The following is a 24,388-nucleotide window of genomic DNA, read 5'->3' as shown; positions in this document are numbered from 1 at the left end:
AAACATGTTCAGAATCAAACTGCCTGTCGCCGCAGTGGCGTCCCTGGCCGTCACCGCGGGCCTGCTGACCGCGTGCTCATCGGAGGACACCTCCGACACGATCAATGTCGGCTTCGTCGCGCCGCTGTCGTCCTCGCCATCGGCGTTCCAGGATCCGGCGCTGGCCGCGAAGGTCGCCGAGAAGGCCGTCAACGATCAGGGCGGCATCAACGGCAAGAAGCTCAACGTCATCGTCTACGACACCAAGGGCCAACCGGCCAATGTCGTCGCCGGCGCGCGCAAGCTGGTGAACGAGGACAACGTCGTCGCGTTCATCGGTGGGAACAGCAATGACGGACTTGCCGAGATCGGCAAGCGGGTCGGCGTGGTGAACTGGTTCCCGATGGGTTGCGCCGCAGCCGATGTCGCCAACGAGCTGTCCATGATCGCCGCGCTCAACTGCGCGGGCGCGGGCCAGGGTACCTACCTCGGCGGTACCCGATTCAAGCCACGTAAGGCCGTCTACGTCGCCTTCGCCGGTAACACCCCGTACATCGAGAACGCGAAACTTGGTTACCGCAACGCCGGTGTGGACGACGTCGCCGTTGTGGAGGTACCCCCGGAGACAACGGATTTCGCGCCGATCATCGCGCAGGTCAAGGCGCAGAACCCCGACGTCTGGGGTGGCATGATCTACACGCCGGAGAAGCTGACCTCGCTCATCCGGGCCGCGATCGACCAGAACCTTCGTATCCCGTTGGTACTCAGCAACAATGTGATGGAAGACGCGACGATCGAGCTGGTCTCGCAATCGGGAATCCCGAACTCCGTGGCGTTGGAGAAGGGGGAGGACGCCGAACAGTTCCCCACCTGGAAGCAGTACGAGGAGCAGCTCGCCAAGTACGACCCGGAGGGGGAGATCAAGACCCCGCACGACGGCAGCGTGACCACCGACTGGCTCGCCGTCTGGACCTTCGCCCAGGAGGCGCGCAAGCTCGACGTCGTCAACGCCGACACGTTCCGCGAGCACACCACCGGGTTGACCGACTTCCAGACCGATGTCCTGCATCCCATCGACTTCACCATCACCGACGGACCGGTGCTGACCGCGCCGCGCCAGGCCAATCTGTGGGCGTTCCCAGGCCACATCGCCGGCGGGAAAATCGTGGTCGACAGCAAGGAGCCCTACAGTGCGTTCTTGAAGACGCCAGTGAGCTGAGGGGCGCGCAGCGTCGATGCCGAGTGCGAGATTCGTATCGGAGAACGATACGGATCCCGCATTCTGGCTGGGGGCTCATGTCTGTACTCAGCGCAGCAGCAGCCACCCGAACCGCAGGCAGAGCGCGGTGACACCCAGGACGGCGGTCGCGACCAACCAGCGCCGGGCGAGGTGTTCGGCGCGTACGTGATCGTCACCGGGCCGCAGGTAGACGTAGGCCGCCGTCATCGCGCATCCGGCGGCCGCGGCCCCGACGACGAGTACCAGTGTCAACATCACCACCCCACCCATCATGCCGATCACCCCGGGTATGGGGGTCGACCGCCGGCGGGCAGCGGCGGAGGATCAGTCGACGTCCTCGCCCACCCACTTCGCGAGCAGATGGTGCATGTGGCGGATCTTGAGTTCCTGGTAACCGGCAAGCGGCAGGTACTTCTGCGTCGTCGTCTTCAGTCCGCGGTGCACCTTGGGCATGTTGTAGGCGTCCTGGTCGAAGACGCGGGCCGAGCTGCCCAGCACGGTCGCGTCGATCCAGGTCTGCTCCGGGGTCAGCCATTGGACCTTGGCCGCGGGCGGCCGCTCACCGGTGAACGGCGCGAGGAGGTAGACGTCCATGATGGAGGTGTCGTGGTCGTCGCCGTTGGGGCGGAACCGGTAGACGATCCGCTGGTAGGCGCCCCACGGGTGGAAGTTCGGGAACACCGTGTAGTAGATGCTGTCGAGTGACTCGGCGTCGGACATGTTGTCCGCCTTGACATCGCCGATGGTGTCACGCAGGCCCTCGCGGGCGAGCAGGCCGGACATCTCGCGGGCGGTGACGCCGTCGGGCAGCGTCACCATGGGGTCCTCGTCGATGCGGGCATCGACCATCGAGTCGAACATCTCCTGCTCGGTCGGGACGAATTTGATGTGTGGGCTCGGGACGCCGTTGGCGGTGATACCGCGGTTGAAGTTGCCCCAGGCGTCGTACTGGCTGTTCGAATCACCGGTTCCCACAACGCGTTGCGGGTGGGTGGTCACGACGTGGAACGCCTCGGAGAATGCCTCCTGGGCGATCTTCCAGTTCGCGTCGATCACCTTCGCCACATGCGCCTGGATGTAGCGGTCCTCCAGGGGCCAGGCCTCGAAGTGCTTGCCCAGGTCGCCGAGGAAGCTGGCGAGGGACTCCGATGCGGGGTCCATGTTGATGAAGACGAAACCGCCCCACGTGTCGACCTTGACCTGGGGGAGGTTCATGGTGCTCTTGTCGACGTGCGGGAAATCCCACTCGCACGTCATGGATTTCAGCGATCCGTCGAGATTCCAGCAGAAGCCGTGGAACGGGCACCGGAGGTCGTGTCCGGCGGGGCCGCTCTCCTCGCGGAGCGTGCGCCCACGATGCAGGCACGAGTTGTAGAAGGCACGGATCGACATGTCCTGTCCGCGCACGACCAGGATCGACTTCTCACAGATCTCGTAGACGTGCGTGTCGCCGGGCTCGGGGATCTCCTCCTCGCGACAGGCCATCTGCCAGACCTTGTACCACATACGATCTCGTTCGAGTTCGTGGTACTTCCGGCTGATGTAGCGGGAGACCGGGACGAAGTTCTGATCCTCGTAGAGGTCGTGGGTCTCCTCGCGCAGCACCTGGGGAACCGGGTGCGTGTCGGTGTCCAGCAACCGCTGGTAACTCTCGGCATAGTCGGACTGTTCATCCGTCGAAGCCGTCTGGTCGGCGGTACGAGTGTCGATCTCGGTCACAGTTTGCCTCCTTCGGCCAGGCGCGTGGCACGGGCTTCTTCGGCGAGTTTGTCCGCCTGCATCTTCTCGAGCAGCTTTGCAGCGCCCATGAATCGGCGGTTCTGGGTGATGGGCACGGGTTCACGCGGCCCGAGGCCGACCCACCGGGCCATCTCCGGATCGACGGACTTCACCTCACCGTGCAGATAGCGGCCCTCCGGGTCGAAGGTGCCGGTCTTCCCGTCCTTGGTGGTGACGAGCACGTTGTAGTCCTCGTCGAATTCGTAGATGGCTCGACTCATCGGATGCCGGATCTGACGCATCGGGATCTCCTCGGTGGACTGGACTGCCGCCTCTTACTTGGCAACGTATGCACTTACTGTAGCACCGGGAGTGAGCAGCGACACATCGAACTGTATCGACTGTCAAAAAAGGTCAGCGTCGACGCGCGACCCACGTCAGCGCATTCGCGACGAGCGTGCGGTAATGCGGGTCGCCGAGAGTCGCGGCGGTGTCGCCGGGCTGAAGGTAGACCAGTCGCGATCGTCCATTGGTGCGAGACCATCCGACCAGCGACGACCCGGGCTCGTGGTGCCATCCCGCCCGCTCGTCACGCCGACCGGACATGGCGAGTGCGGTGGAGAAGTGCACGTCCTCGGTCATCGGCGCATCCGTCCGCAGCAGCGGGGTCACCGAATCCTCGAACACCTCGCACAAGTACGTCTCGTCGACGAGATCGAGCTGGGTGGGCAGGCCGGCGACGACCGGGTGTTCGCCGTCGACGACGGAGATGCGCTGTGCCACAGCGTGCCGATATCCGGAATCGGGGCGTTCTGCACCGCGGACGGTCCCGGGCCGGTACAGGTAGCGTCCGCCGACGAACTCCGCCCACTCGTCCCAGGTCGCCCAACTGGCGATGGCGTGGTGCAAGACCACATAACCGTGGCCCGTCCGGGGTGCGTCCCGCAGGCACGCGCGCAACGCATCCGGCGGTTCATACGGCTCGGGCAGGGTCCCGGGCATGTCGTAGTGCAGAGATGCGTCGAAGTCCGCGAGTTGATCCGGGCCGATCTCGGCATCGGGGTGTTCGAGCCAGGTGACCTCACCCGGCAGGGACTCGGCGAAGTCGGCGAAGGCCGTCCGATCGAAGGAATGGCCGCCGGTGATCGCGAGGATGCGCATGAAGGACTCCAACCAGCATCGAAGTAACTGTGTCTTCGATCAAGTTACTGTAGTCCGGCGACCGGGGTGGTCAGCGTCCTTCGATCATCTTGGTGCAGACGTCGGTGGTCGCGGTGCGCAAGCTGGTGACGGGTATGTCCGACAACGGGCCGCCCTCGATGCGCAGCGGCTGGATCGCGATGGTCATCGCGATCATGGTCCGGACCCGCAGCGTGCGGGCGGCATGTTGAGCGGTCGCGGCCCGCCGGCTCGGGGGATCCTCGCCGGCGGGGAAATAGTCGAACGCGCGCCGGATGTGGCGTTCTTCGTACTCTTTGGCCAGGAGTCGGGTGCCGGGTGTCGCGCCGCCGGCCATCTGCAGGAACAGCATGCGGGCCGAGTTGGGATGCTCGGCGGTCCAGTCCCACACCGCCGAGACGACATCTTTGAACGTGTCCGGGCCCGCCGACACATCATCGGGACGCGCGGACTGCGCGGCGGCCGAACTCGCGTCCATGGCGTAACCCAACGCGCTCTCGAACAGTTCTTCTTTGCTCGCGAAGTGGTAGTAGACCGCGGTCGGCACCATTCCCGCCTCCGTGGCGATCTCCTGGATCGAGGCTTCGGCGAAGCCCTTCCGAGAGAAGACCCGTACGGCGGCCTTGACGATCAGATGTCGTCGTGACGGGCGATGCGCAGTCGAGCCGTTACCGGTGCCGGTGGGCGCGGGTTCGGGTGAGTCTTCGGGCGGTGATGCCGACGACTCGTCGTCCGGCACCTCCCGGGCAGCGACGGCTTCGACGCCCTCGTCGAAGGCCGTATCGTCGGCGGCCGGCGACGAGTCCCAACCGAGCCAGTCCGCGTCCGGCCCGGTTGCGTCGGGATCCGGTGTCCCGGGGTCCGCCGTGTGGTCCGTCGTACGATCGGTTCGTCTCGATCTCGCCACGCGTCCTCCTCACCGATTCCCGGTCGTCGTCTGCCCGCGGTACGACCTCTGCCGTCGACAACGGGGTGCCAACAGGATGGCACAGCGGGTTACAAGGTCCCGATGCTGTCATGATCTATCGCATGGCGGGCAAGAATTCTTCAGGCCGGGCCCCTTCTGGGCGGACTCCCTCTGGTCGCCGCGGCGCCGCACGGACTGCGGCCGCGAGCGGGACGGGGACCGGCGCCAAGCGGGCCGCTCACCGTCCCTCCCGGCGCGACGTCGTGGTGGAGGCGGCGATGCACCTCTACTCCATGCGTTCGATCGAGGACGTGACCGTCGCCGACATCGCGGCCGAGGCGCAGATGACCTCGGCGGCCGTCTATTACCACTACCCGTCCAAGGAAGAAGTGCTGCTCGGGGGTCTGCGCCTGTTCGCCGAGCAGATGCTGGCGCAGCTCAGAACGGTGATCGACGAGGACCCGGACGCCACCCTCGGCGACGTCATCGTGTCCGTGCTCGAGTGGACCGACGCGCACCGCGCCGCCTCGCTGGTCTACTTCGTGCGATCGCCCGGATGGAGCCTGTCGATCGAGGCGCTCCGTCGGGAGGTCCGGCTGGAGATGCTGGCGATCTTCTCCGCCGAACTGCGGGTGCGCGACCGGATCACGTCGAAGGCCAAGCAGGCCGCCGCGGCGACGGCCCTGTCGAGTCTTCTCGAGGTGTCCGCGTCCTCCTGGCTCACCGAGGACGTCGTGCTCGCGAACCTGGGCCGACGCCGCTTCTCCGACGAGGTGCGCGAACTGGCCACCGACATCGCCAGTGTGTGACCTCGCGGGTCGCCGCCTATAGCCTCGCGGTCCTTTTGATGCGATGAACAGGCACATCGGCGGAGTATCTTTATAGCGGCCTCAGTTTATGGTTCACTGGGGGCGTGCCCAATCAGACCCGTGCGCGCTCGATCGACCTCGACAACCCGTTCGCCCCGCTGGACGGCTTGTGCGAGCTCGTGCTCATCCGGCACGGCGAGCAGGCCCTCAGCAAGGAACTGAGCGCGGCGCAGACCGTGGACCCGCCGCTCTCCGAGCTCGGGCAACGTCAGGTCCGGGCGGTCGCCCAGCGTCTGTCCACCCATGCCGTCGACGCCGTCTACAGCTCTCCACTGCGCCGGGCCCTCGACACCGGCCGTGCGATCGCCGAGCATCACGGCCTCGAGCCGGTCGTCCGCGAGGGGCTCACCGAATACGAGCCGTGGCAGAGCTTTCCGGCAGATCAATCGCCTTTCGAGACGCTGCCCCACGAGGAGATCTCGCGAATCTTCCGCGACCACATCCGAACTCGCAAATATGAGGCGTTCCCCTACGCTGAGGATCCGGTGGCCTTCCGCGAGCGGGTACTCGGTGAGGTCGGGCTCATCGTCGACGCCCATCTCGGCCAGCGGGTGGTCATCACCTGCCACAGCGGCGTCATCAACGCGGTACTCGCGGACGCGCTCGCGAGCGGTTTCGACATGCCCGTCCGCGTCCACCACACCTCGGTCAGCGTGCTCCGCGGCGCCGACACCCGACGTGCCGTCCAGTCGATCAACGACTTCGGCCACGTCCTCGACTTCCAGACCTCCGTCGGGGCGATGAATCTCTAACCCCTCGACAATCCTCCACCGACCTGATCACCGACACGACACGAAGGACCCGACATGGATCTCGACCTCAACGGAAAGCGCGCTCTCATCAGCGGTGCGAGCAAGGGCATCGGCCTGGCCATCGCCAGGAGTCTTCTCGCCGAAGGTGCCTCGGTGGGCATCTGCGCCCGGGGCGGAGACCAGCTCAAGACCGTCGCCGACGAGCTGTCGGAAGTCGGCACGGTGTTCTGGAAGGCCGTCGATGTCGGTGAGTCCGAAGCGGTGAGTTCCTTCGTCACCGACGCGGCCGACGCGCTCGGCGGCGTCGACATCGTCATCGTCAACGCGTCTGCGATGACCGGCAAGGGGCGCCAGGCCTGGGAGAACAGCTTCAACGTCGACCTCATGAGCCTCGTGAACTTCATCGAGGCCGCGACACCGCATCTGGAGCAGAGCTCTGCCGCGTCCGTCGTGACCATCAGCACGACCTCGGCCATCGAGGCCGGCCCGATCACCACCGCCAACAGCTACGGGGCGCTGAAAGCCGCCGTGCTGCAACACTCGTCGGCGCAGGCTCGCGCCCTGGGGCCGAAAGGTATTCGGGTCAACGCGGTCTCGCCCGGCCCGGTGTACTTCGAGGGTGGCCCCTGGGACACCATCAAGGAGCAGCGACCGCAGCTGTACGACGCGGCGATGTCGGCGGCGGCTCTCGGCAAGTTCGCCTCGGCCGAGGACATCGCGAACGCCGTGACCTTCCTCGCGTCGCCGGCCGCCGGACACATCACGGGTACCAATGTCGTGATCGACGGCGGCTTCACCAACCGATTCGACTTCTGACATGAGCACGGACCCGGAGAAGACCGGCACGACCGAGACTGTGGACGTCGTCGTCCTGGGAGGCGGGTCGGGTGGTTACTCGTGTGCTCTGCGCGCAGCGCAGCTCGGCATGTCGATCGTCCTCGTGGAGTCCGACAAGCTCGGCGGCACATGTCTACACAACGGGTGCATCCCGACCAAGGCGTTGCTCCATGCCGCCGGTATCGCCGAATCCGTGCGTCAAGCCCCAGATTTCGGGATCAAGGCGTCTCTCGACGGCATCGACATCACCGCAGTCCACGCGTACAAGCAGAAGGTCGTCGACGGCTTGTACCGAGGGCTCGAGGGTCTCATCTCGTCGCGTCGGATCCGGGTGGTCCGCGGGCTCGGACGGGTATCGGGTGAGCGGACCGTCGACGTCGAGCTCACCGACGGCGGGACGACCCGCGTCCGCGGTGAGGCGCTGGTCATCGCGACCGGTTCCCAGTCGCGGACCCTGCCGGGCGTGGAGATCGGCGGCCCGATCATGACGAGCGACCGTGCGCTGGAGCTCGATTCGATCCCCACGACCGCGATCGTCCTCGGCGGGGGTGTCATCGGTTGCGAGTTCGCCAGTCTGTGGGCATCGCTCGGCGTGGAGGTCACGGTCGTGGAGGCCGCACCCCGGTTGTTGCCGACCGAGGACGAGTGGTCGTCGAAGCAACTGACCAGGGCGTTCCGCAAGCGCGGCATCACCATTCGTACCGGGGCGATGGTGTCGTCCGCCGGCACCGCCGAGTCCGGAGTGGTCGTCGAGCTCGACGGCGAGTCAGCGCCACTGCATGCGGACGTTCTGCTGGTGGCCGTGGGTCGGGGACCGCGGACTGCCGGATTGGGTCTCGAAGAGGCCGGTGTGGGACTCGATCGTGGCTTCGTCGTGGTCGACGAGTGGTTGCAGACCGCAGTGCCGGGCGTCTACGCGATCGGCGACATCGTGCCGGGACCTCAACTCGCCCATCGCGGTTTCGGCAACGGCATCTTCGTCGCCGAACAGCTGGCCGGCCTCGACTGCGCGCCCGTGGCGGACACCGGAATCCCGCGGGTGACCTATTCGCATCCGGAGGTGGCCTCCGTCGGCCTGACCGAAGCGGAGGCGGCGGAACGGTACGGTGAGATCACCACCGCCGTCTACGATCTCGGCGGCAACGGGAAGAGTCGGATACTGCAGACCGCGGGCGGGGTCAAGCTGATCCGGGCGGGCGCCGACGGTCCGGTGGTGGGCATCCACCTCGTCGGGGACCGTGTGGGTGAACTGATCGGCGAGGCGCAGCTCATCTACAACTGGGAAGCGAACGCGGACGACGTCGCGAACCTGGTGCACGCGCACCCGACCCAGGCCGAGGCGCTCGGCGAAGCCCATCTCGCTCTGGCCGGCAAGCCGCTGCACGCGCACGCCTGAGGACGGAGGAGCCCACGATGGCCGGACCGGCCGGCCGCCTCGATGCGGTCGTCATCTGCGGCGGGCAGTGGCACGACTTCGATCACGCCCGGTTGCAGATCCTCGGACTGCTCGGCGAGTACGAGACGGTGCGCACCCGAGTGTTCGAGGACTACGGATGTGTATCCGCCCTCGACGCCGCGGACCTGCTGATCACCTACACCTGCAACCGGATTCCCGATGACGCCGCTCAGGATGCATTGACGCGCTTCCTGGCGCGGGGTGGCCGCTGGCTGGCCCTGCACGCGACCAACTCGGCCATCGAACCCACCCCGCCGGGGTCGGCAAGCCGTTATGTGACCCCGCGATCCATGGGGGTGCTGCCCGCGCTGGTCGGCAGTCAGTTCCTCGGCCATCCGCCGATCGCGCCCTATCGTGTCGAGATCGCCGACCCGGAACACCCGTTGGTGGCGGGCGTCGACGACTTCGACGCGGTCGACGAGCTGTACGTGAGCGAGCTGTTCGAACCGATCGAGGTGCTGGCCCACACCCGCTTTGTCGGTGAGTCAACCGGATTCGACGAGGGACACACCTCGACCGACGAACCCCGCCCGGTGCTCTACCTCAAGCACCACGACCCCGGGACCGTCTGCTACTTCACCCTCGGGCACTGCCGGGGCAGGTTCGACGTGCAGGATCTCGGCATCGACGACCTCGGCCGAGTCGACCGCGGCAGCTGGGATATCCCGCAGTTCCGCACGATCCTGGAGCGCTGCGTGGCCTGGGCGGTGCGCGGGACGTTGTGACGAACGCCCGAAGTGTCTGTTCCCCTGCTCCCTGAGGTGTGCGGAGCGCAAGCTCGCTTCGCTCGCACCTCAGGGAGCAGTGGTGCTCAGTAGGAAGCGGTACCGCCATCGACGCTGAGGATGGCACCGGTGATACCCGCGCCGGCGTCCGACGCGAGAAGCATCGCCATGGCGGACACTTCCTCGACGGTGTTGGGCCGCTTGATGGCGGACTCCTGGGCGAAGAGGTCCACCATCTCCTCGAAGCTCATGCCCATCGCCGCCGCGGTCTGCGGGCCGTTGTTCTTGATGATGTCGGTGATGACGAGCCCCGGGCAGATCGCATTGACCGTGATGCCCTGCGTACCCACCTCGCGCGCAATCGATTTGGTCATGCCGTTGATCGCGTGCTTCGCGGCGACGTAGGCGGTGAACACCGGCTTGCCCTGCTTGCCCTCGACCGAGGAGATGTTGATGATGCGGCCGTAGGACTGGGGGATCATGTGTTGGAGCGCGCGGCGGGTGGCCCAGAAATTGGAGTTCAGGTTCCAGTTCAGTACGAGGTTCCACTCCTCGTCGGAGAGTTGCGCCGTCGGCTGCAGGTCGTTTGCGCCACCGGCGTTGTTCACCAGGACGTCGATGCGTCCGAAGGTGCTCACGGTCTGCTCGATGAAGTCCTCGACATCGGCCTGCAGGGTGACGTCGCCGGCGAAGAACGCGGCACGATCGCCTGCACCGAGATCGGCCAGAGCTTTATCCCCCTTCTCCTTCGACCGGCCGTTCAGGGCGACCTTCGCGCCCTCCGCGAGTGCTGCCTCGGCGATCCCACGGCCGATTCCCTGGGTTCCGCCGGTGACGGCAACAACTTTGTCCTGCAACTTCATCGAACGTCTCCTTGCTTCCTGTACGAGAGACCGAGACGACTTACTTGCCAACGCCTACAGTCTTGCAGGTAGAGTGTCACACATCACAGCCCACGTGTATACCCTGTCAAGAAACTATGGCCGCTCATCCCATGCGGTCCCAGCAGAGACGAGAACGACATGTCCGAACAGCGCTGGTTGGTCGACACCGAACCGAGTGCCCGTCTACCCATCTACACGCGGCTCAATGCCAGCGATGTGCTGTCCGATCCCATCACGCCGCTGGGCGCCGACCTCGGGTGGATTCAGAACATCCTGCCCGGATGGAACGCCGGTTACGCCTTCCACGGGAGCTACTCACTTGTGGAGAAGCCGGACGTCGCCGCCTCGTCGGGGATCTTCTACGGGCATCTGTACATCAACCTGTCGATGTCGCGACTCGTGGGAATCCGCGGCGGCCTGTCGGTCGAGCTCGTGGATCAGCTGTTCTACGGTGGCGATCCGGACATCCCCGCGTACGTCGGGCACCCCGACGACGAAAACGCCGACGCCAGTGCGCGCCTGGCCGCGCGCAACGCCTGGATTCTGTCCACCGAGACCTTCCCGGAACTCGACGAGGACCGCGTGCTCGCCGATCGGCTGCGCACCGAACGCCCCGACCTGTCGAGCCTGACCCCGGTCGCGCTCGTCGCCCGCGCGCGGTCGGTCATGCCCCTCGAGCGGGCCGCATGGCGGGGTGAGGTGGCCGCGACGAACGGGGCGGCGGTCGGCCCGTCGGTGCTCGGCCAGCTTCTCGGAGCTGACAACCAGGACCTCATCGTCACGCTGGTGGGCTCGGCGGGCGACGTCGACTCGGCGCTACCGTCGTTCGCGCTCTGGGAGTTGGGCCGGATGGTGCGCGCCGACGAGCGCCTGACCGAGGCATTCGACCAGGGAATCGACGGCGTCGCGGCGCGGGTGCGCGGGCTCGATCCCAAGTTCGACGCCTCCTTCGCCGACTTCATCGCCGAGTTCGGCTACCGGGGCCCCAACGAATGGGACCTCGGTTCGACATCGTGGGAGACGAAACCCGAACTGGTGCTCGGACTCATCGACCGCCTGCGCTTGCAGGAGGATTCGGCGTCACCCACCGCGCGTCTCGCCGAGCACGCGGGGGACACCGACTCGGCCCTGGAACGGGCGCGTGCGATCGTCGGCGACGACGCGGAGGGGCAGGCGACCCTCGACGCGGCGCTCGCCTCGGCACGACGCTTCGCGGCCTGGCGCGAACGTGCGAAGACGAACTGCATCAAGGTGTTGCACGAGGCGCGTGTGCCGCTGGCCGAGCTCGGGCGACGGCTGCACGAGCAGGGTCATCTCGCCGCTGCCGATCACGTCTTCATGGCCGTCGACGACGAGCTGGACCTCCTGGCCAGCGAACCGGCCGCACTGACCGAGACCCTTGCCGAACGGCATCGGGCGTGGAAGGGCCTGTTCGGTCTGGACCTGCCGACCTTCCTCGACACCCGTGAGCCGCTTCCCCCGCTCTCGAGTCTGCGCCGAAAGGACCAGGTCGAGGTGGATGAGGTGACCGAGGGTGAGGTCCTGCACGGGTCCGGGGCATCCCCGGGCGTGGTCCGCGGACGCACCCGGACCATCACATCGATGGACGACCTCGACAGCTTCGAGGTGGACGAGGTCCTGGTGGCGCCGCAGACCGATCCGTCCTGGACGCCGTTGTTCATGGTGTCCTCGGCCGCCATCACCGACGTCGGAGCGATGGGTTCGCACGCGATGATCGTCAGCCGCGAGCTCGGGATACCCTGTGCTGCCGGTGTTCCCGCTGCCACCCGGAGAATCCCCGACGGCACGCTGGTCGAGGTCGACGGCTCCAAGGGCACGGTCACCATCCTGGAGCTGTCATGACGAGCGGGGTCGAGACGACCACACGTGCGGTGTTCCTGAAGCAGCGACCCGCCGACGGGGTTCCGCGCACGGAGAACTTCGAGGTCCGGGAGGCCGAGCTGGGGCCCGTCCGCGACGACCAGATCGTCGTGGAGAACCGCTTCATGAGCGTCGACCCCTCGATGCGCGGGCGCCTGGGCACCTCGGAGATGCACTACACCACGAGCTTTCAGGAGGATGCGCCGCTCGACGGCTCGGCGATCGGCATCGTCGTCCGCGGCAACTCACGCATCCCCGACGGTGCGTGTGTGCGGCACCGGCTCGGCTGGCGCGAACTGGCCGTCGTCGATGCCGACGCGGCCACTGTCATCGATCCGCGCGGCGTCGATCTGCACCACTGGCTCGGCGTGCTCGGACAGCCCGGGTTCACGGCCTACTGCGGACTGCGGCGTGCCGGTGGTCTGCGTCCGGGGGACGACGTGTTCGTCTCGGCCGCTGCGGGCGCGGTCGGAAGTGCGGCCGGACAGTTCGCGAAACTTCTCGGCGCCGGGCGCGTCATCGGTAGCGCGGGTGGACCGGCGAAGGTGGCGCTGCTGACCGAGCGTCTGGGCTTCGACTCGGCGATCGATTACCGCGCCGAATCGGTGGCCGACGGGTTGCGCCGGGTGTCCGACGGGATCGACCTCTACTTCGACAATGTCGGCGGGGAGCACCTCGTCGCCGCGCTGCACGATCTACGCCTCAACGGACGCGTCGCGATGTGCGGGATGATCTCCGCCGGCGGTGGGGACGGACCGTCGATGGACCACCTCATGCAGGCCATCCTGAAGCGGATCACATTGACCGGGTTCATCGTTCGTGATCACGAGGACCTACGTCCCGAGTTCGAGGAACGTGTGCTCGGGTGGCTGTCCGCCGGCGACCTCGTAGCCGAGTCCACCATCCACACCGGCATCGACCACGCGGTGGAGGCGTTCCTGTCGATGCTGGAGGGTGGCAACGTCGGGAAGATGCTGGTCGCACTGAACTGACCTCGATCATCAGCAGAGCCCGGAACGCTTGTCGCGTTCCGGGCTCTGTTGTCGATCGCGGGTGGCGCGGCCGAACGCTCAGACGATGTCCATCCTGTCGAGAACTGTTGCCGCATAAGCCTCGTCACCGTGGACCGACACGTGTTGCCGCCACGGTGACCGGGTCGTGCCCCACAGGACGAAATAGGCTGCCGAGGAATCGATCACGGTGTAGCTCCGGTCGAGTCCGGTCTCCACGGTCAGCAGTCGTTCACCCGGCCGAAGGGTCCACTCGCCGCCACCCGGGCCGGTCAGCCGCACCCCGAGTGCGCGACCACCCAGTGCTGCGTTGACGTCGGGACACATCTGCGGCAACCCGGCGAGCATCCATCCGATCGCCGCACCCAGGACCGCGTCGTCCGGGTCGCCGACCGGGCGCGACACCGGACCGCCGGGTGCGAGCAGGTCGACGTACATGTGACACCACATGTCGAAGGCGAAAGCATCCGAGAGCTGGTGACTGTCATAGGTTCCGAGGTCGGTGAGCGTCATCGGAGCGGAACCGATCTCCGGCGCCTGCATCGCCGAGAGCACCTCCATGGCCGGTCCGACCGTGCTGAGGAACTCGTCGGCGACCCGGGTGGGGGCCCAGTCGCGGCGCTCGTCGACGAGACGCTCCTGGAGTTCCTCGGCGGTCGTCGGGGCCGGCACGTCCGGGTCGGGTTCGGGCGGGTTCACGATGGCTGCGAAGTTCGAGCCGGTGTGTGCCACAAGGTCTTTGACGGACCAGCCGGCGCACCGGCTCGGGGCCGACCACTCGGGACCGGAGAGGCTGCGGACGATGGTCGAGTATTCATCGGCGAGTGTACGACTCGCCACGACGCCGGAATGGCTCATGGGATCTCCTCGAAACGAGCGAGTGCGTGTGTTGCACATCACTGTTGAGGAGAACCTTAACAGGTATCGAAGTAAAGAAAGCTGTTTCAGCCGAGGTGTGCTGTCTCGTTCACCGACTGGATGACCATGCGGCCCGAACCGAGGACCGCGACCCGGCTCACCGATGTGTAGGCGGGATTGAAGAAGAACGGCGACGGTGCCTGCAGGATGTCGGTGAGGAGTGTGTTGATGGCCCCACCGTGGGAGACCAGCACCGACAGCTCGCCGGGAGCCGAGCGCGCCGCGTCGAGGACCGCATCCCGCATCCGGGCCGCGGTGGCGTTCCGGTCGTAGTCGGGGATGAAGTCGTCGTAGCGGCCCTCGGCGAAGGCCCGCCCACGGTCGGTGGCGGCGATGGCCTCCGGAGTGGCGTAGACCGCGCGGTCGCTCTCCCACTCGCGGAGGCGTTCGTCGACCGTGACCTCGAGACCGAGCGGCTGGGCCGCGTGACGTGCCGTCTCATAGGCGCGCGTGTACGAGCTCGCCACCACCTGCACAACCGGGAGGCCTCGCAGCCAGGTGCCGAGTCGGCGGGCCTGGCCGACGCCTTCGTCGCCGAGGCCGGGGTCCGGCCCGGCCGGCCCGCCGGGGAGACCATGGCGGACGAGGATGATCTTGCTCGCGGCGGCGATCGTGTCTGGGGCGATCGTGTCTGGGACGTCCGTGCGAAGGGCATCCGGGGCAGGAGCGGCATCGACGGGGGTCGGGGGAACGGATGTCGACGTCGTGGTCATCGCGCGGGCTCGGCGTCGAAGGCGGCATCGGTGTGGTGGTCCGGTTCGGCCGCGAACGGCAGGCCGCGCAGGTGAGCCGTGTCGTTGACGGAATCGACCACGACGACCCCGGAGTCGAGACGTCGCACGCGGGCGACGCTCGTGTAGGCCGGGTTGTGCCAGAACGTCTTCGGCATCTCGAGGACGTCGGCGAGGGCCGCGTTGATGATCCCGCCGTGTGCGACGGCGACGATCCGTCCGCTGGGCCGGAGAGCGAACAGTTGCTCGAGCGCCGACCGTGCTCGCCGGCGGAATCCGCCGAGGTCGAGGGAAGGGACGTACTCCTCGTACCGCCCGGAGCTGACGGCGAGCAGCCGCGGATCGTCGGCCGCCATGTCCTCGATCGCGGTGTAATCCTCCGCGGTGATGTCGTCGTCCCATTCGCGGAGGTCGTCGAGTACGAGGTCCACGTCGCGGGACAGCTCGGCGGCGAAGACCTGCGCGGTCTGCAATGCGCGGGCGTACGGGCTCGCGACGACGAGGTCGATCTGTTCGCCGCGCAGCCAGGTGGCCAACCGCCGGGCGTCGTCGATACCCGCAGGCGCGAGATCGGGATTGCGTATGCCGGAGACCGGTTGTCCGTGCCGGACGAACAGGATCTCGATCATGGGTGTGCCTTTCGGTGGATGGTCAGCCGGCGATGGTGCGCTCGGAGTCCCAGTACGGTCGGCGCAGGGCCTTCTTGTCGAGCTTGCCCATCGCGTTGCGGGTCAATTCCGCCACGACGACATAGTGTTTCGGGCACTTGTAGGACGCCATGGACTCTCTGGCGAAGGCGCGCAGCGACTCGGTGTCGACGGTCGCGCCGGTCTCGGGGACAACCAGGGCCAGCAGTGCCTCACCGAGATCGGTGTCGGGTACGCCGATGACCGCGACCTCGGCGACGTCGGGATGCCTGCGCAGCACTTGCTCGCTCTCGGCCGGGTAGAGGTTCACTCCGCCGGAGACCACCATGTCGGCCACCCGGTCGGTGATGAACACGAACCCGTCTTCGTCGACATGACCCACGTCGCCGAGGGTGGCGACGCCGGGAAGGATGTAGGCCTTGGCGGTCTTCTCCGGATCGCCGTGATAGACCACCTCGCGACCCGGGGGAGTGCGGAATCCCAGGATGCCGGTGTCGCCGGGGCCGAGAACTTCTCCGTCCGATCCGACCACCACCACTTCGAACGGCTCGACGACGCGGCCGACGGAACTCGGGTGGGCGAGCCACTCGTGGGAGTCGATCTTGCACACGGTGCCGATCTCGCTCCCGCCGTAGGACTCGATCAGAACCGGCCCGAACCAGTCGATCATCGCCCGCTTCACATCCGCCGGGCAGGCGGATCCCGTGTGGGCGACGTAGCGCAGGCCGGTGACGTCGTAGCGGGCTCGGATCTGCGGCGGCAGCGCGAGTAGTCGCTGAAAATGGGTCGGCACCATCAGGGTCGATGTGACCGAGTGGGCGTCGATGAGGTGGAGGACCCGGTCGGCGTCGAAGCGGCCGAGGATGACGACGGGCTCACCGGAGAGGAGGTGCCGGATGGAGGTGAGGGGGCCGTTGTGCTGCAACGGCCCGACGACCAGGTGAGCACCCGTCGGGTAGCCGGACCTCGTCGCCACGGCCGCTTGGAATTCGGCGGCATCCCGCGCGTGGCCGGGGAGCCAGCGAACCTCGGTGCCCCGGGCGCGCCCGGTGGTGCCGGAGGTGTAGACGAGCGGCGGTCGCGCCGGCCGGTCGGCGAGGTCGTTCGGTGGGCTCGGCTCACCCGTGAGCAGACCGTCCCACGTCAGATGCTCCACTCGGCCGTCGAGCGGGACCGTTCCCTCGTGATTGTGGGTGATGACCGTCCGCAACGACGCCGTACCGGCCGCCTCACCTGCGGCGGCCAGGCCCGCCGGGCCCGTCACGACCGCGACGCATCCCGCGTCGACGAACTGGTCGGCCATCTCACCCGCGGTCAACTGGCGGGACACGGCCACGGTCCCGATCCCCGCTCCGATGGCCGCAACATGGGCGAGCAGGGTCTCCGCCCTGTTCTCACCGATCACGGCCACTCGATCGTCGGGACCCGGTGCGAGACGGCGCAGTGCAGACGTAAGGGCCGCGAGGGTCTCGGCGACGTGATCCCAAGTGAGGGAGACGGAATCGTCGACGAGCGCGAGGCTCTGGGGATCGGCCTTCGCTCGATCGCGGATCCGGTCGAGCATCGGTCACCACTCCTTCGCACGGGTTGTCTGCGCACCCATCGTCGGGTTAACTGGAGAGCAAGTCAAGTAACAGTCCGAACTGGTCCACTTTCGGCGACTAACTTGATAGTGATTCTACTAACAATCGTCTACAGTGGTGACACATACTGCAGAAGCGATCAACAAAGTCTGCGGTTCCGGCGGGGTTCACAGCGCCGCCACCTGCACAGTCATCCCAGAGAGGTGTCATGGTGACCACCACAGAGACCGGCGTCGCGCCGGTTGCTCCTGCCGGAAAGGCGACCAAGACCGCGGAGCCGTTGCCGAGCCGAGAGGTCGTGCTCGACCTGCACCGGCGGATGGTGCGTATCCGCCAGTTCGAGACCGAGGCGGGCCGATTGATGGAGGGTGGCCGGCTTCCCGGGTTCCTGCACCTCTACGTCGGACAGGAAGCGGTCGCGGCCGGCGCGATGAGCAACCTCCGCGACGACGACCAGATCTCCTCGACACACCGCGGCCACGGCCACGCCGTCGCGAAGGGTGCCCAGTTCCGGCAGATGTTCGCCGAACTGTTCGGCCGCGTCGACGGCTACTGCAAGGGGCGCGGCGGCTCGATGCACATCAACGACCTGTCGATCGGCATGCTCGGCGCCAACGGGATCGTCGGCGGTGGCATCCCGATCGCCGTGGGTGCGGCCTTCGCGGCGAAGTACCGCGGCGAGGACTCGGTGGCCATCCCGTTCTTCGGTGACGGTGCGAGCAACATCGGCGCCTTCCACGAGGCGGCCAACATGGCCGGCATCCTCGAACTCCCCGTCGTGTTCGTGTGCGAGAACAACGGTTACGCCGAGTTCACTGCCCTGCGTGACCACATGAAGCTCGAGAACGTCGCCGACCGCGCGGCCGCCTACGGGATGCCGAGTGAGATCTGCGACGGTATGGACGCCGTCGAGGTGCGCGCCGCGGTCGGGCGGGCCGTCGAACGCGCCCGCGCCGGCGGGGGACCCTCCCTGGTCGAGGCAAAGACCTACCGCTACTACGACCACCAGGGCGTCAAGGGTCTCCGTAAGACCTACCGGACCCAGGAAGAGGTCGAGGCCTGGAAGGAGCGCGACGCGATCAAGCTGCTCGAGGCCCGGGCCGTCGCCGAAGGTGTGGTGACCGAGGCTGAGTTCGCCCAGATCTGGGCCGAGGTCGACGCCGACATCGCCGAATCCGTCGCCTTCGCCGAGAACAGCCCGTACCCCGACACCGCCGACATCGCGCTCAACGTCTACAGCGTCTGACCCGGAGAAGCCGAGAACATGTCCACTGCAACAGAAACCATCGCAACAGAATCCGGCGCAGACAACGCGGCTCCGGCAGCGCGGTCGACCACCTACGTGAAGGCCTTCAACGAGGGTGTCGCGCAGGTGATGCGCGAAGACGAGAACGTCTTCGTGATCGGCGAGGACGTGGCCGCATACGGCGGCGTCTTCCACATGTACGACGGTCTGCTCGCCGAGTTCGGCAAGCGCCGCATGGTCGACACACCCATCGCCGAGATGGGTCTGATCGGCCTCGGTGTCGGTGCGGCGGCTCGTGGCCTGCGCCCGATCGTCGACATCATGTTCATGGACTTCCTCGCCGTCGCCCTCGACCAGGTCGTGAACCAGGCCGCGAAGATGAAGTTCATGTACGGCGGCGAGGTCAAGGTGCCCATGGTCATCGCCGTCGCCTACGGCGCCGGGGTGAGCGCAGGGGCGCAGCACTCGCAGAGCCTGGAGTCCTGGTTGGCCCACACGCCGGGACTCAAGGTCGTCATGCCGTCGAATGCACGGGATGCCAAGGGCCTCATCGTCTCCGCGGTGCGCGACGACAACCCCGTCGTCTTCATGCTGAACAAGGTGTTGCTCGGCTCGCGCGGGGAGGTGCCCGAGGAGGTCTACGAGATCCCGATCGGGGAGGCGGCTGTCGCCCGCACCGGTGACGACGTGACGATCGTCGCGTTCGGCCGGATGGTCGCCGAGGCCCTCAAGGCGGCCGACGCGTTGGCCGAGAAGGGAATCTCCGCCGAGGTCATCGACCCGCGGTCGGTGCAGCCGCTCGACACCGCGACGATCGTCGAATCGGCGCGCAAGACCAACCGCATCCTCGTGGTCCACGAGGCGGTCACGTTCGGCGGCATCGGCGCCGAGGTCGCGGCGCAGATCCAGGAGGAGGCGTTCGATCACCTGGACGCGCCCGTGCTGCGGATCGGTGCTCCGTTCACGCCCGTCCCGTTCAGCACGCCGCTCGAGAAGGCCTACGTGCCGGACGCGGACCGCATCGTCGCCGGTGCCCGGCGACTCCTGGAAAGGAACTGATCGTGGCCTTCCAGATCGTGCTGCCCAAACTGGGGCTCACCATGCAGGAAGGTGTCATCGGGGAGTGGGTCGCCCAACCCGGACAGCGGGTCGCGTTGGGCGACACCCTGTTCCGGGTCGAGACCGACAAGGTCGACGTCGACGTCGAGGCAGAGGCCGAAGGTGTGCTGGCCACCAATGCGGACAACGGTGCGGTGCTGCCGGTCGGGTCCGTGGTCGGTTGGCTCCTCGCCGACGGTGAATCCGCGCCCGACGGTGGATCGACCCCCACCGCACCCGATTCCGAGTCGACGGCCGCAGCCGAGAGCACACCGGAGGCGACACCTGCCGGCACCCCCTCGGAGGCGACCGCGACCGACGGCGCCCGGCTCAAGGCATCCCCGAACGCTCGCCGCGTCGCATCCGAGGCCGGCGTCGACCTGCGCCGTCTCACCGGGACAGGGCCCGGTGGTCGGATCGTGTCCGAGGATGTCGAGGACTTCCTCGCGCGCCCGCAGGCAGAACAGTCCGGTCCGGAGGCTTCCTCGCCCGCGACATCGGCGAACGGGACATCGGACGGCGTGACATCGGCGGGCGGGGCACCGGGGAGTGCCGCGACATTCGTGGGTCCGGTCGTCCGCAAACTCGCCGCCGAACTCGGGGTGGACCTCGCGACCGTGAGTGGCAGCGGGATCGGTGGCCGGGTCACCCGCGCCGACGTGGAACGCGCCGCCACAGGTCGATCCCGTTCCGCCGCAGACACCTCTGCTGCCGTGCCGGATTCGGCGTCGGTCGGTCCGCAACCCGGTGATGTGATCCCGCTGCGTGGTATGCGCGGTGCCATCGCCCGGAACATGATGGACAGCCTGCACTCCATGGCGCAGCTCACCCACGGATACGAAGTCGATGTCACCGACCTCGTCGCGGTGCGCGCCGCGCTCAAGGGGGAGTCGGCCGCCGCGGGGCGTCGAGCGCCGAGTCTCAACGACTTCATCATCCGGGCCGCGGCGCTTGCGCTTCGCGAGCACCCGTTGCTCAACGCCGGGATCGTCGACGACCAGATCGTGGTGGCCGAGCGTGTCGACATCGGCGTCGCCGTCGCTGTCGACGGAGGTCTCGTGGTGCCGGTCGTCCGCGACGCCGATCAGCTGTCGGTCGGCGAGATAGCAGGCAACACCGCCGAACTGGCCGCTGCTGCACGCAACGGGAAGCTCGGGCTCGCCGACCTCGAGGGTGCCACCTTCTCGGTCAGCACCCTCGGTGCCTACGGAGTGGACTTCTTCACCCCGGTCATCAACCCGGGCAACGTCGCGATACTGGGCGTGGGCCGGGTGAAGGACGGATTCCGTTGGGACGGAGACACACCGGTGCGTACGCAGGTGCTCACGCTGAGTCTCACCTTCGATCACCGCGCGGTCGACGGTGCTCCCGCGGCGGAGTACCTGCGCACGGTCGGTGAGATCCTCGGCCGTCCACTCACCCTGCTCTCGGGGGCGTGACGAAGGTGTCAGCGGTTGTCGACGACACACTGTTCGCGCAGCTCGACCCGCCGGTACTCGCCGGATCGGACTGCGCGGAGTGTGCGGTTGTCGCGTTCCCGGCTGTGACGCGTTGTCCCGGCTGTGCCGGCACATCGGTATCGCGGGTCGCGCTACCGCAGCGCGGAACGGTGTGGACATGGACGGAGCAGGCCTTCGCGCCCAAACCCCCGTTCCGCGTTCCCGACTCGGGCTTCGATCCCTTCGTCGTGGCCTACGTCGATCTGGGCGTCGTCCTGGTGGAGTCGCGGGTGACGTCACCGGTCCGGATCGGTGACGAGGTCGAACTGCGACTGCTCGATCTCGGCGACTGCACCACTTTCGCGTTCGAGAGGGTCGCCGGATGAGCGCCGGTAGAAGGGCTGCAGGCGTCCACATCGTCGGGGTCGGAATGCATGCCTTCGGCCGGCACGGCGACGTCAGCGGCATGGACATGGGCGAGAGCGCGCTACGCGCGGCCCTCGCCGACGCCGGCCTCGACTGGTCCTCGATCGACGCGGCCGTCGGCGGTAGCAATGTGTCGGGCAAGCCGGACTCGCTCGTCTCGCGACTCGGCCTCACGGGCATTCCCTTCGTCACCGTCAAGAACGGTTGCGCCACGGGCGGTGTCGCGCTGGCGACCGCAGCCGACATGATCACGTCCGGACGCGCAGACGTCGTGGCCGTCGTCGGATTCGACAAGCACGAACGTGGGGCCTTCGGTTCCGACCCGGCCGCGTACGGGCTCGGACCCTGGTACGCCCGGTCCGGGATGATGGTCACCACCCAGTACTTCGCGATGAAGACGCGCAGGTACTTTCACGTCCATGGGCTCGACGAGTCGTTGCTCGGAGCGGCCGCCGAGCGCGCATTCGCCAATGGCGCCGCGCACCCGATGGCGTGGCGTCGTAAACCCCTGACCGAGGCCGAGATCCTGGCGGCGGCGCCGGTGAACAGCCCGCTGACCCAGTACATGTTCTGCTCGCCGGGGGAGGGCGGTGTCGCCCTGATCCTCGCGTCCGGCGACCGCGCCGCGGACATGTGCGACAAGCCGGTCCGGCTCGCGGCCGCGGAGGTGCGGACACGACGCTTCGGTTCCTTCGAGGTGTTCTCGCCGTGGCTGACCACCAACCCGGTGCACAGCCCTAGCATCGACGCCGCGGCAGCTGCTTTCGCGACAGCGGGGGTCGGCCCGTCCGACGTCGACGTCGCACAGGTGCAGGACACCGACAGCGGTTCGGAGATCATCCACCTCGCCGAGGCCGGGTTGTGTGGGCACGGCGAACAGGCTGAGCTGATCCGCTCTGGCGCAACCGCTGTCGACGGGGCCACACCGATCAACACCGACGGCGGTTGTCTCGCCAACGGCGAGCCGATCGGTGCGTCCGGGCTACGCCAGGTGCACGAGGTGGTCCGCCAGCTGCAGGGTCGTGCCGAGGGCAAACAGGTGCCGGGCGCACCGAAGGTCGGTTTCACACATGTCTATGGCGCGCCGGGACTGTCGGCGTGCACGGTTCTGACTGTCTGAGGAGGTTGCCGATGTCGGCACCCGCACTGTCGACCACGGACCCGGGTGGGTCGGACCTCGCGGTGTTCCGCACGGAGGTTCGCGAATGGCTCTCCGGGATCGCGGCACCCAAGTCGGCAACCCCGTCGGGGCCCGCCGATCTCGCGGTGTTCCGCAACCTGTCCGACGACGAGGAACGTCGGCTGCTCGACGCGGCGAGAGAGTACCGGCGCAAGCGCTACGACGCCGGATACGGCGCGCTGACACTCGCCGCCGAGCACGGTGGGCGGGGCCTGCCCGCGTCGTATGCGTCGGAGGTGGCCCGCGCCGAACTCGAGTTCGACGTGCCCCCGTCGACCGAACTGATCAGTGTCACCACCGGACTGGTCGGTCCCGCGGTCGCGATGTTCGGCACCGACGAACAGCGCGAGGCGTACGCGCGACCTCTGCTGCGGACCGACCTCCTGGCCTGTCAGCTGTTCAGTGAACCGGGCGCCGGTTCCGACCTGGCCTCCCTGTCCTGCCGGGCCGTGCGCGACGGCGACGGCTGGCGCATCGACGGTCAGAAGGTCTGGTCCTCGGGCGCACGCTTCGCGGATCTCGGCATGTTGCTCGCCCGGACCGACCCCGATCTGCCGAAACACAAGGGCATCACCGCGTTCCTGATCCCGCTGGACGCGCCCGGTGTCGAGATCCGGCCGATTCGACAGATGAGCGGCGGGGCGTCGTTCAACGAGGTCTTCCTGAACGACGTCCGTATCCCGGACTCCGCGCGTCTCGGTGACATCGGCCAGGGGTGGAAGATCGCCGGTGCGACACTGTCTTTCGAGCGGACCGCGTCCGGATCGGTCACCCGCAAGAAGGGCGGCTCGGTCGACGAACTGGTCGGACTGGCGCAACAGGTCGGGGCGGCCGGGGATCCGGTCGTCCGCCAGCAGCTCGCCGACGTCTACATCCGGGCGGAATTGCGTAAGGCCACCGCCGATCGGGTGGCGCGGGCCGCCGCCGCCGGCCGGTCACCCGGACCCGCTGCTTCCGTCGGCAAGTTGATGGCGTCCGATGTTCTCGTGAAGATCGGTGAGATCGCCGCGGATCTGCTGGGCAACGACATCGCGGTGGCGACCGACCCGAGTCGGTTCGCGTGGACCGAACACCTGCTCGGCAGCCCCGGGTACCGACTCGCGGGTGGTACCGACCAGATCCAGCGCAACATCATCGGTGAACGGGTGCTCGGCCTGCCGCCGGAGCCCCGAGCGGACAAGGATCGTCCGTTCTCGGCCCGCGACCGGCGTTGAGGTGGGCGCTGCGTGAAGAGCAACCCCCGCTCCCCGATCCGAAAGAACCACACACCCACTGCTCCTTGATCCGAAAGAAGCGACCCCCCTCTGCTCCCTGATCCGAAAGAAGTGACCCCCCTCTGCTCCCTGAGGTGCGAGGAGCGATAGCGACGAGCCTCGAAGGGCCTGGTGAGATACCTCGCGAGCCCTTCGTGGCTCGCTTCGCTCGCACCTCAGGGAGTAGAGGGGTTTGTCGCTCGCACCTCAGGGAGCATTGGGGTTTGTCGCTCGCACCTCAGGGAGCAGAGGGGTTTGTCGCTCGCACCTCAGGGAGCATTGGGGCGCATCGCTCGCACCTCAGCCTGGATCCGTGGACGGGTGCGGGGTGTCGATAACGTGAAAATGCCCTCTGAGCTGGAATGATTGGTGGTGTTGAGACAACAAAACATTCCAGCTCAGAAGGCACTTTCAGTGAAAGTATCGCAC

At 67.3% G+C, this 24,388-nt stretch carries 24 protein-coding genes; 14 read left to right on the top strand and 10 right to left on the bottom strand.

The features are described from left to right. Window positions 1-4 precede the first annotated feature (4 nt). Window positions 5-1,198, top strand: a complete 1,194-nt coding sequence (locus MHN80_RS18530; protein ID WP_239402941.1) for an ABC transporter substrate-binding protein — start codon at window positions 5-7, stop codon at window positions 1,196-1,198. Between the two features lie 87 nt (window positions 1,199-1,285). Here the strand turns inward: MHN80_RS18530 and MHN80_RS18525 are convergent, their stop codons facing one another. The 5 genes from MHN80_RS18525 to MHN80_RS18505 form a co-directional block, all read right to left on the bottom strand. After that, on the bottom strand, window positions 1,286-1,474 hold the full coding sequence (locus tag MHN80_RS18525) for a hypothetical protein (protein ID WP_231895817.1): 189 nt from the start codon (window positions 1,472-1,474) through the stop codon (window positions 1,286-1,288). A 69-nt stretch (window positions 1,475-1,543) separates the two neighbouring features. After that, window positions 1,544-2,938 (bottom strand): SRPBCC family protein, encoded by a 1,395-nt coding sequence (locus MHN80_RS18520; protein ID WP_004020682.1) that lies wholly within the window; start codon window positions 2,936-2,938, stop codon window positions 1,544-1,546. After that, a complete protein-coding gene (locus MHN80_RS18515) occupies window positions 2,935-3,240 on the bottom strand; it encodes a hypothetical protein (protein WP_004020683.1) in 306 nt (101 codons plus the stop codon). The genes MHN80_RS18520 and MHN80_RS18515 overlap by 4 nt, the downstream gene beginning before the upstream one ends. Window positions 3,241-3,352: 112 nt before the next feature. Then, complete coding sequence (locus MHN80_RS18510) at window positions 3,353-4,099, bottom strand: ThuA domain-containing protein (RefSeq protein ID WP_239402940.1); 747 nt, start codon at window positions 4,097-4,099, stop codon at window positions 3,353-3,355. Between the two features lie 70 nt (window positions 4,100-4,169). Further along, on the bottom strand, window positions 4,170-5,024 hold the full coding sequence (locus MHN80_RS18505; protein ID WP_239402939.1) for a TetR/AcrR family transcriptional regulator: 855 nt from the start codon (window positions 5,022-5,024) through the stop codon (window positions 4,170-4,172). 278 nt (window positions 5,025-5,302) lie between these two features. Between MHN80_RS18505 and MHN80_RS18500 the strand changes: the two genes are divergently transcribed. The 5 genes from MHN80_RS18500 to MHN80_RS18480 all read left to right on the top strand — a co-directional run bounded on the left by MHN80_RS18500 (window position 5,303) and on the right by MHN80_RS18480 (window position 9,663). Further along, complete coding sequence (locus tag MHN80_RS18500) at window positions 5,303-5,833, top strand: TetR/AcrR family transcriptional regulator (RefSeq protein ID WP_239402938.1); 531 nt, start codon at window positions 5,303-5,305, stop codon at window positions 5,831-5,833. Window positions 5,834-5,937: 104 nt separating this feature from the next. Then, on the top strand, window positions 5,938-6,645 hold the full coding sequence (locus tag MHN80_RS18495; RefSeq protein ID WP_004020687.1) for a histidine phosphatase family protein: 708 nt from the start codon (window positions 5,938-5,940) through the stop codon (window positions 6,643-6,645). Window positions 6,646-6,699: 54 nt separating this feature from the next. Continuing rightward, complete coding sequence (locus MHN80_RS18490) at window positions 6,700-7,461, top strand: SDR family NAD(P)-dependent oxidoreductase (protein WP_239402937.1); 762 nt, start codon at window positions 6,700-6,702, stop codon at window positions 7,459-7,461. A gap of 1 nt (window position 7,462) precedes the next feature. After that, a complete protein-coding gene (lpdA, locus tag MHN80_RS18485) occupies window positions 7,463-8,878 on the top strand; it encodes a dihydrolipoyl dehydrogenase (RefSeq protein ID WP_239402936.1) in 1,416 nt (471 codons plus the stop codon). A 17-nt stretch (window positions 8,879-8,895) separates the two neighbouring features. Continuing rightward, window positions 8,896-9,663, top strand: coding sequence for a ThuA domain-containing protein (locus tag MHN80_RS18480; protein ID WP_239402935.1), 768 nt, complete (start codon window positions 8,896-8,898; stop codon window positions 9,661-9,663). Between the two features lie 86 nt (window positions 9,664-9,749). Here MHN80_RS18480 and MHN80_RS18475 read toward each other — a convergent pair whose 3' ends face one another. Then, window positions 9,750-10,526: an SDR family NAD(P)-dependent oxidoreductase gene (locus tag MHN80_RS18475; protein WP_004022800.1), complete on the bottom strand. Its 777-nt coding sequence runs from the start codon at window positions 10,524-10,526 to the stop codon at window positions 9,750-9,752. A 159-nt stretch (window positions 10,527-10,685) separates the two neighbouring features. Between MHN80_RS18475 and MHN80_RS18470 the strand changes: the two genes are divergently transcribed. Then, window positions 10,686-12,410, top strand: a complete 1,725-nt coding sequence (locus MHN80_RS18470) for a PEP-utilizing enzyme (RefSeq protein WP_101819919.1) — start codon at window positions 10,686-10,688, stop codon at window positions 12,408-12,410. Further along, window positions 12,407-13,420, top strand: a complete 1,014-nt coding sequence (locus MHN80_RS18465) for an NADP-dependent oxidoreductase (protein ID WP_239402934.1) — start codon at window positions 12,407-12,409, stop codon at window positions 13,418-13,420. The genes MHN80_RS18470 and MHN80_RS18465 overlap by 4 nt, the downstream gene beginning before the upstream one ends. A gap of 78 nt (window positions 13,421-13,498) precedes the next feature. On the opposite strand, the gene MHN80_RS18460 is transcribed toward MHN80_RS18465, so the two are convergent. From MHN80_RS18460 to MHN80_RS18445, 4 genes are all read right to left on the bottom strand, one after another. Beyond that, the gene (locus MHN80_RS18460; RefSeq protein WP_239402933.1) at window positions 13,499-14,296 is read right to left on the bottom strand and encodes a maleylpyruvate isomerase family mycothiol-dependent enzyme; all 798 of its coding nucleotides are present in this window, start codon (window positions 14,294-14,296) and stop codon (window positions 13,499-13,501) included. Window positions 14,297-14,382: 86 nt separating this feature from the next. After that, window positions 14,383-15,069, bottom strand: coding sequence for a histidine phosphatase family protein (locus MHN80_RS18455; RefSeq protein WP_239402932.1), 687 nt, complete (start codon window positions 15,067-15,069; stop codon window positions 14,383-14,385). Continuing rightward, on the bottom strand, window positions 15,066-15,716 hold the full coding sequence (locus MHN80_RS18450; RefSeq protein WP_239402931.1) for a histidine phosphatase family protein: 651 nt from the start codon (window positions 15,714-15,716) through the stop codon (window positions 15,066-15,068). Before MHN80_RS18450 ends, MHN80_RS18455 begins: the two co-directional genes overlap by 4 nt. Window positions 15,717-15,738: 22 nt before the next feature. After that, window positions 15,739-17,298: an AMP-binding protein gene (locus tag MHN80_RS18445; protein WP_239402930.1), complete on the bottom strand. Its 1,560-nt coding sequence runs from the start codon at window positions 17,296-17,298 to the stop codon at window positions 15,739-15,741. 227 nt (window positions 17,299-17,525) lie between these two features. Here MHN80_RS18445 and MHN80_RS18440 point away from each other — a divergent pair, with 227 nt between their 5' ends. Genes MHN80_RS18440 through MHN80_RS18415 form a run of 6 tightly spaced genes read left to right on the top strand, consistent with a single transcriptional unit; the run spans window position 17,526 to window position 23,920 of the window. Then, a complete protein-coding gene (locus MHN80_RS18440; RefSeq protein ID WP_239402929.1) occupies window positions 17,526-18,563 on the top strand; it encodes a thiamine pyrophosphate-dependent dehydrogenase E1 component subunit alpha in 1,038 nt (345 codons plus the stop codon). Window positions 18,564-18,581: 18 nt separating this feature from the next. Then, window positions 18,582-19,622, top strand: a complete 1,041-nt coding sequence (locus MHN80_RS18435; RefSeq protein WP_004022792.1) for an alpha-ketoacid dehydrogenase subunit beta — start codon at window positions 18,582-18,584, stop codon at window positions 19,620-19,622. 2 nt (window positions 19,623-19,624) lie between these two features. Continuing rightward, on the top strand, window positions 19,625-21,100 hold the full coding sequence (locus MHN80_RS18430) for a 2-oxo acid dehydrogenase subunit E2 (RefSeq protein ID WP_239402928.1): 1,476 nt from the start codon (window positions 19,625-19,627) through the stop codon (window positions 21,098-21,100). Beyond that, window positions 21,097-21,486 carry a Zn-ribbon domain-containing OB-fold protein gene (locus tag MHN80_RS18425; RefSeq protein WP_239402927.1) on the top strand — a complete coding sequence of 130 codons (390 nt, stop codon included), beginning with the start codon at window positions 21,097-21,099 and terminating at the stop codon, window positions 21,484-21,486. Before MHN80_RS18430 ends, MHN80_RS18425 begins: the two co-directional genes overlap by 4 nt. Continuing rightward, window positions 21,483-22,646: a thiolase family protein gene (locus MHN80_RS18420; RefSeq protein WP_239402926.1), complete on the top strand. Its 1,164-nt coding sequence runs from the start codon at window positions 21,483-21,485 to the stop codon at window positions 22,644-22,646. The genes MHN80_RS18425 and MHN80_RS18420 overlap by 4 nt, the downstream gene beginning before the upstream one ends. 11 nt (window positions 22,647-22,657) lie before the next feature. Beyond that, window positions 22,658-23,920, top strand: a complete 1,263-nt coding sequence (locus MHN80_RS18415) for an acyl-CoA dehydrogenase family protein (protein ID WP_239402925.1) — start codon at window positions 22,658-22,660, stop codon at window positions 23,918-23,920. The last annotated feature ends 468 nt before the right edge of the window (window positions 23,921-24,388 follow it).

The organism is Gordonia sp. McavH-238-E (assembly GCF_022348225.1).
GTDB classification, from domain to species: Bacteria; Actinomycetota; Actinomycetes; order Mycobacteriales; family Mycobacteriaceae; genus Gordonia; species Gordonia terrae.
This window is presented reverse-complemented; position numbering and strand designations above follow the sequence as displayed.

Bases quoted from the DNA above. Each gene is read 5' to 3' on its own strand.
- MHN80_RS18500 (WP_239402938.1), top strand. From the start codon at position 5,303: ATGCACCTCTACTCCATGCGTTCGATCGAGGACGTGACCGTCGCCGAC.
- MHN80_RS18440 (WP_239402929.1), top strand. From the start codon at position 17,526: ATGGTGACCACCACAGAGACCGGCGTCGCGCCGGTTGCTCCTGCCGGA.
- MHN80_RS18510 (WP_239402940.1), bottom strand. From the start codon at position 4,099: ATGCGCATCCTCGCGATCACCGGCGGCCATTCCTTCGATCGGACGGCC.
- MHN80_RS18460 (WP_239402933.1), bottom strand. From the start codon at position 14,296: ATGAGCCATTCCGGCGTCGTGGCGAGTCGTACACTCGCCGATGAATAC.
- MHN80_RS18525 (WP_231895817.1), bottom strand. From the start codon at position 1,474: ATGTTGACACTGGTACTCGTCGTCGGGGCCGCGGCCGCCGGATGCGCG.
- MHN80_RS18490 (WP_239402937.1), top strand. From the start codon at position 6,700: ATGGATCTCGACCTCAACGGAAAGCGCGCTCTCATCAGCGGTGCGAGC.
- MHN80_RS18435 (WP_004022792.1), top strand. From the start codon at position 18,582: ATGTCCACTGCAACAGAAACCATCGCAACAGAATCCGGCGCAGACAAC.
- MHN80_RS18420 (WP_239402926.1), top strand. From the start codon at position 21,483: ATGAGCGCCGGTAGAAGGGCTGCAGGCGTCCACATCGTCGGGGTCGGA.
- MHN80_RS18455 (WP_239402932.1), bottom strand. From the start codon at position 15,069: ATGACCACGACGTCGACATCCGTTCCCCCGACCCCCGTCGATGCCGCT.
- MHN80_RS18445 (WP_239402930.1), bottom strand. From the start codon at position 17,298: ATGCTCGACCGGATCCGCGATCGAGCGAAGGCCGATCCCCAGAGCCTC.
- MHN80_RS18450 (WP_239402931.1), bottom strand. From the start codon at position 15,716: ATGATCGAGATCCTGTTCGTCCGGCACGGACAACCGGTCTCCGGCATA.
- MHN80_RS18530 (WP_239402941.1), top strand. From the start codon at position 5: ATGTTCAGAATCAAACTGCCTGTCGCCGCAGTGGCGTCCCTGGCCGTC.
- MHN80_RS18480 (WP_239402935.1), top strand. From the start codon at position 8,896: ATGGCCGGACCGGCCGGCCGCCTCGATGCGGTCGTCATCTGCGGCGGG.
- MHN80_RS18515 (WP_004020683.1), bottom strand. From the start codon at position 3,240: ATGCGTCAGATCCGGCATCCGATGAGTCGAGCCATCTACGAATTCGAC.
- MHN80_RS18475 (WP_004022800.1), bottom strand. From the start codon at position 10,526: ATGAAGTTGCAGGACAAAGTTGTTGCCGTCACCGGCGGAACCCAGGGA.
- MHN80_RS18470 (WP_101819919.1), top strand. From the start codon at position 10,686: ATGTCCGAACAGCGCTGGTTGGTCGACACCGAACCGAGTGCCCGTCTA.
- lpdA (WP_239402936.1), top strand. From the start codon at position 7,463: ATGAGCACGGACCCGGAGAAGACCGGCACGACCGAGACTGTGGACGTC.
- MHN80_RS18465 (WP_239402934.1), top strand. From the start codon at position 12,407: ATGACGAGCGGGGTCGAGACGACCACACGTGCGGTGTTCCTGAAGCAG.
- MHN80_RS18415 (WP_239402925.1), top strand. From the start codon at position 22,658: ATGTCGGCACCCGCACTGTCGACCACGGACCCGGGTGGGTCGGACCTC.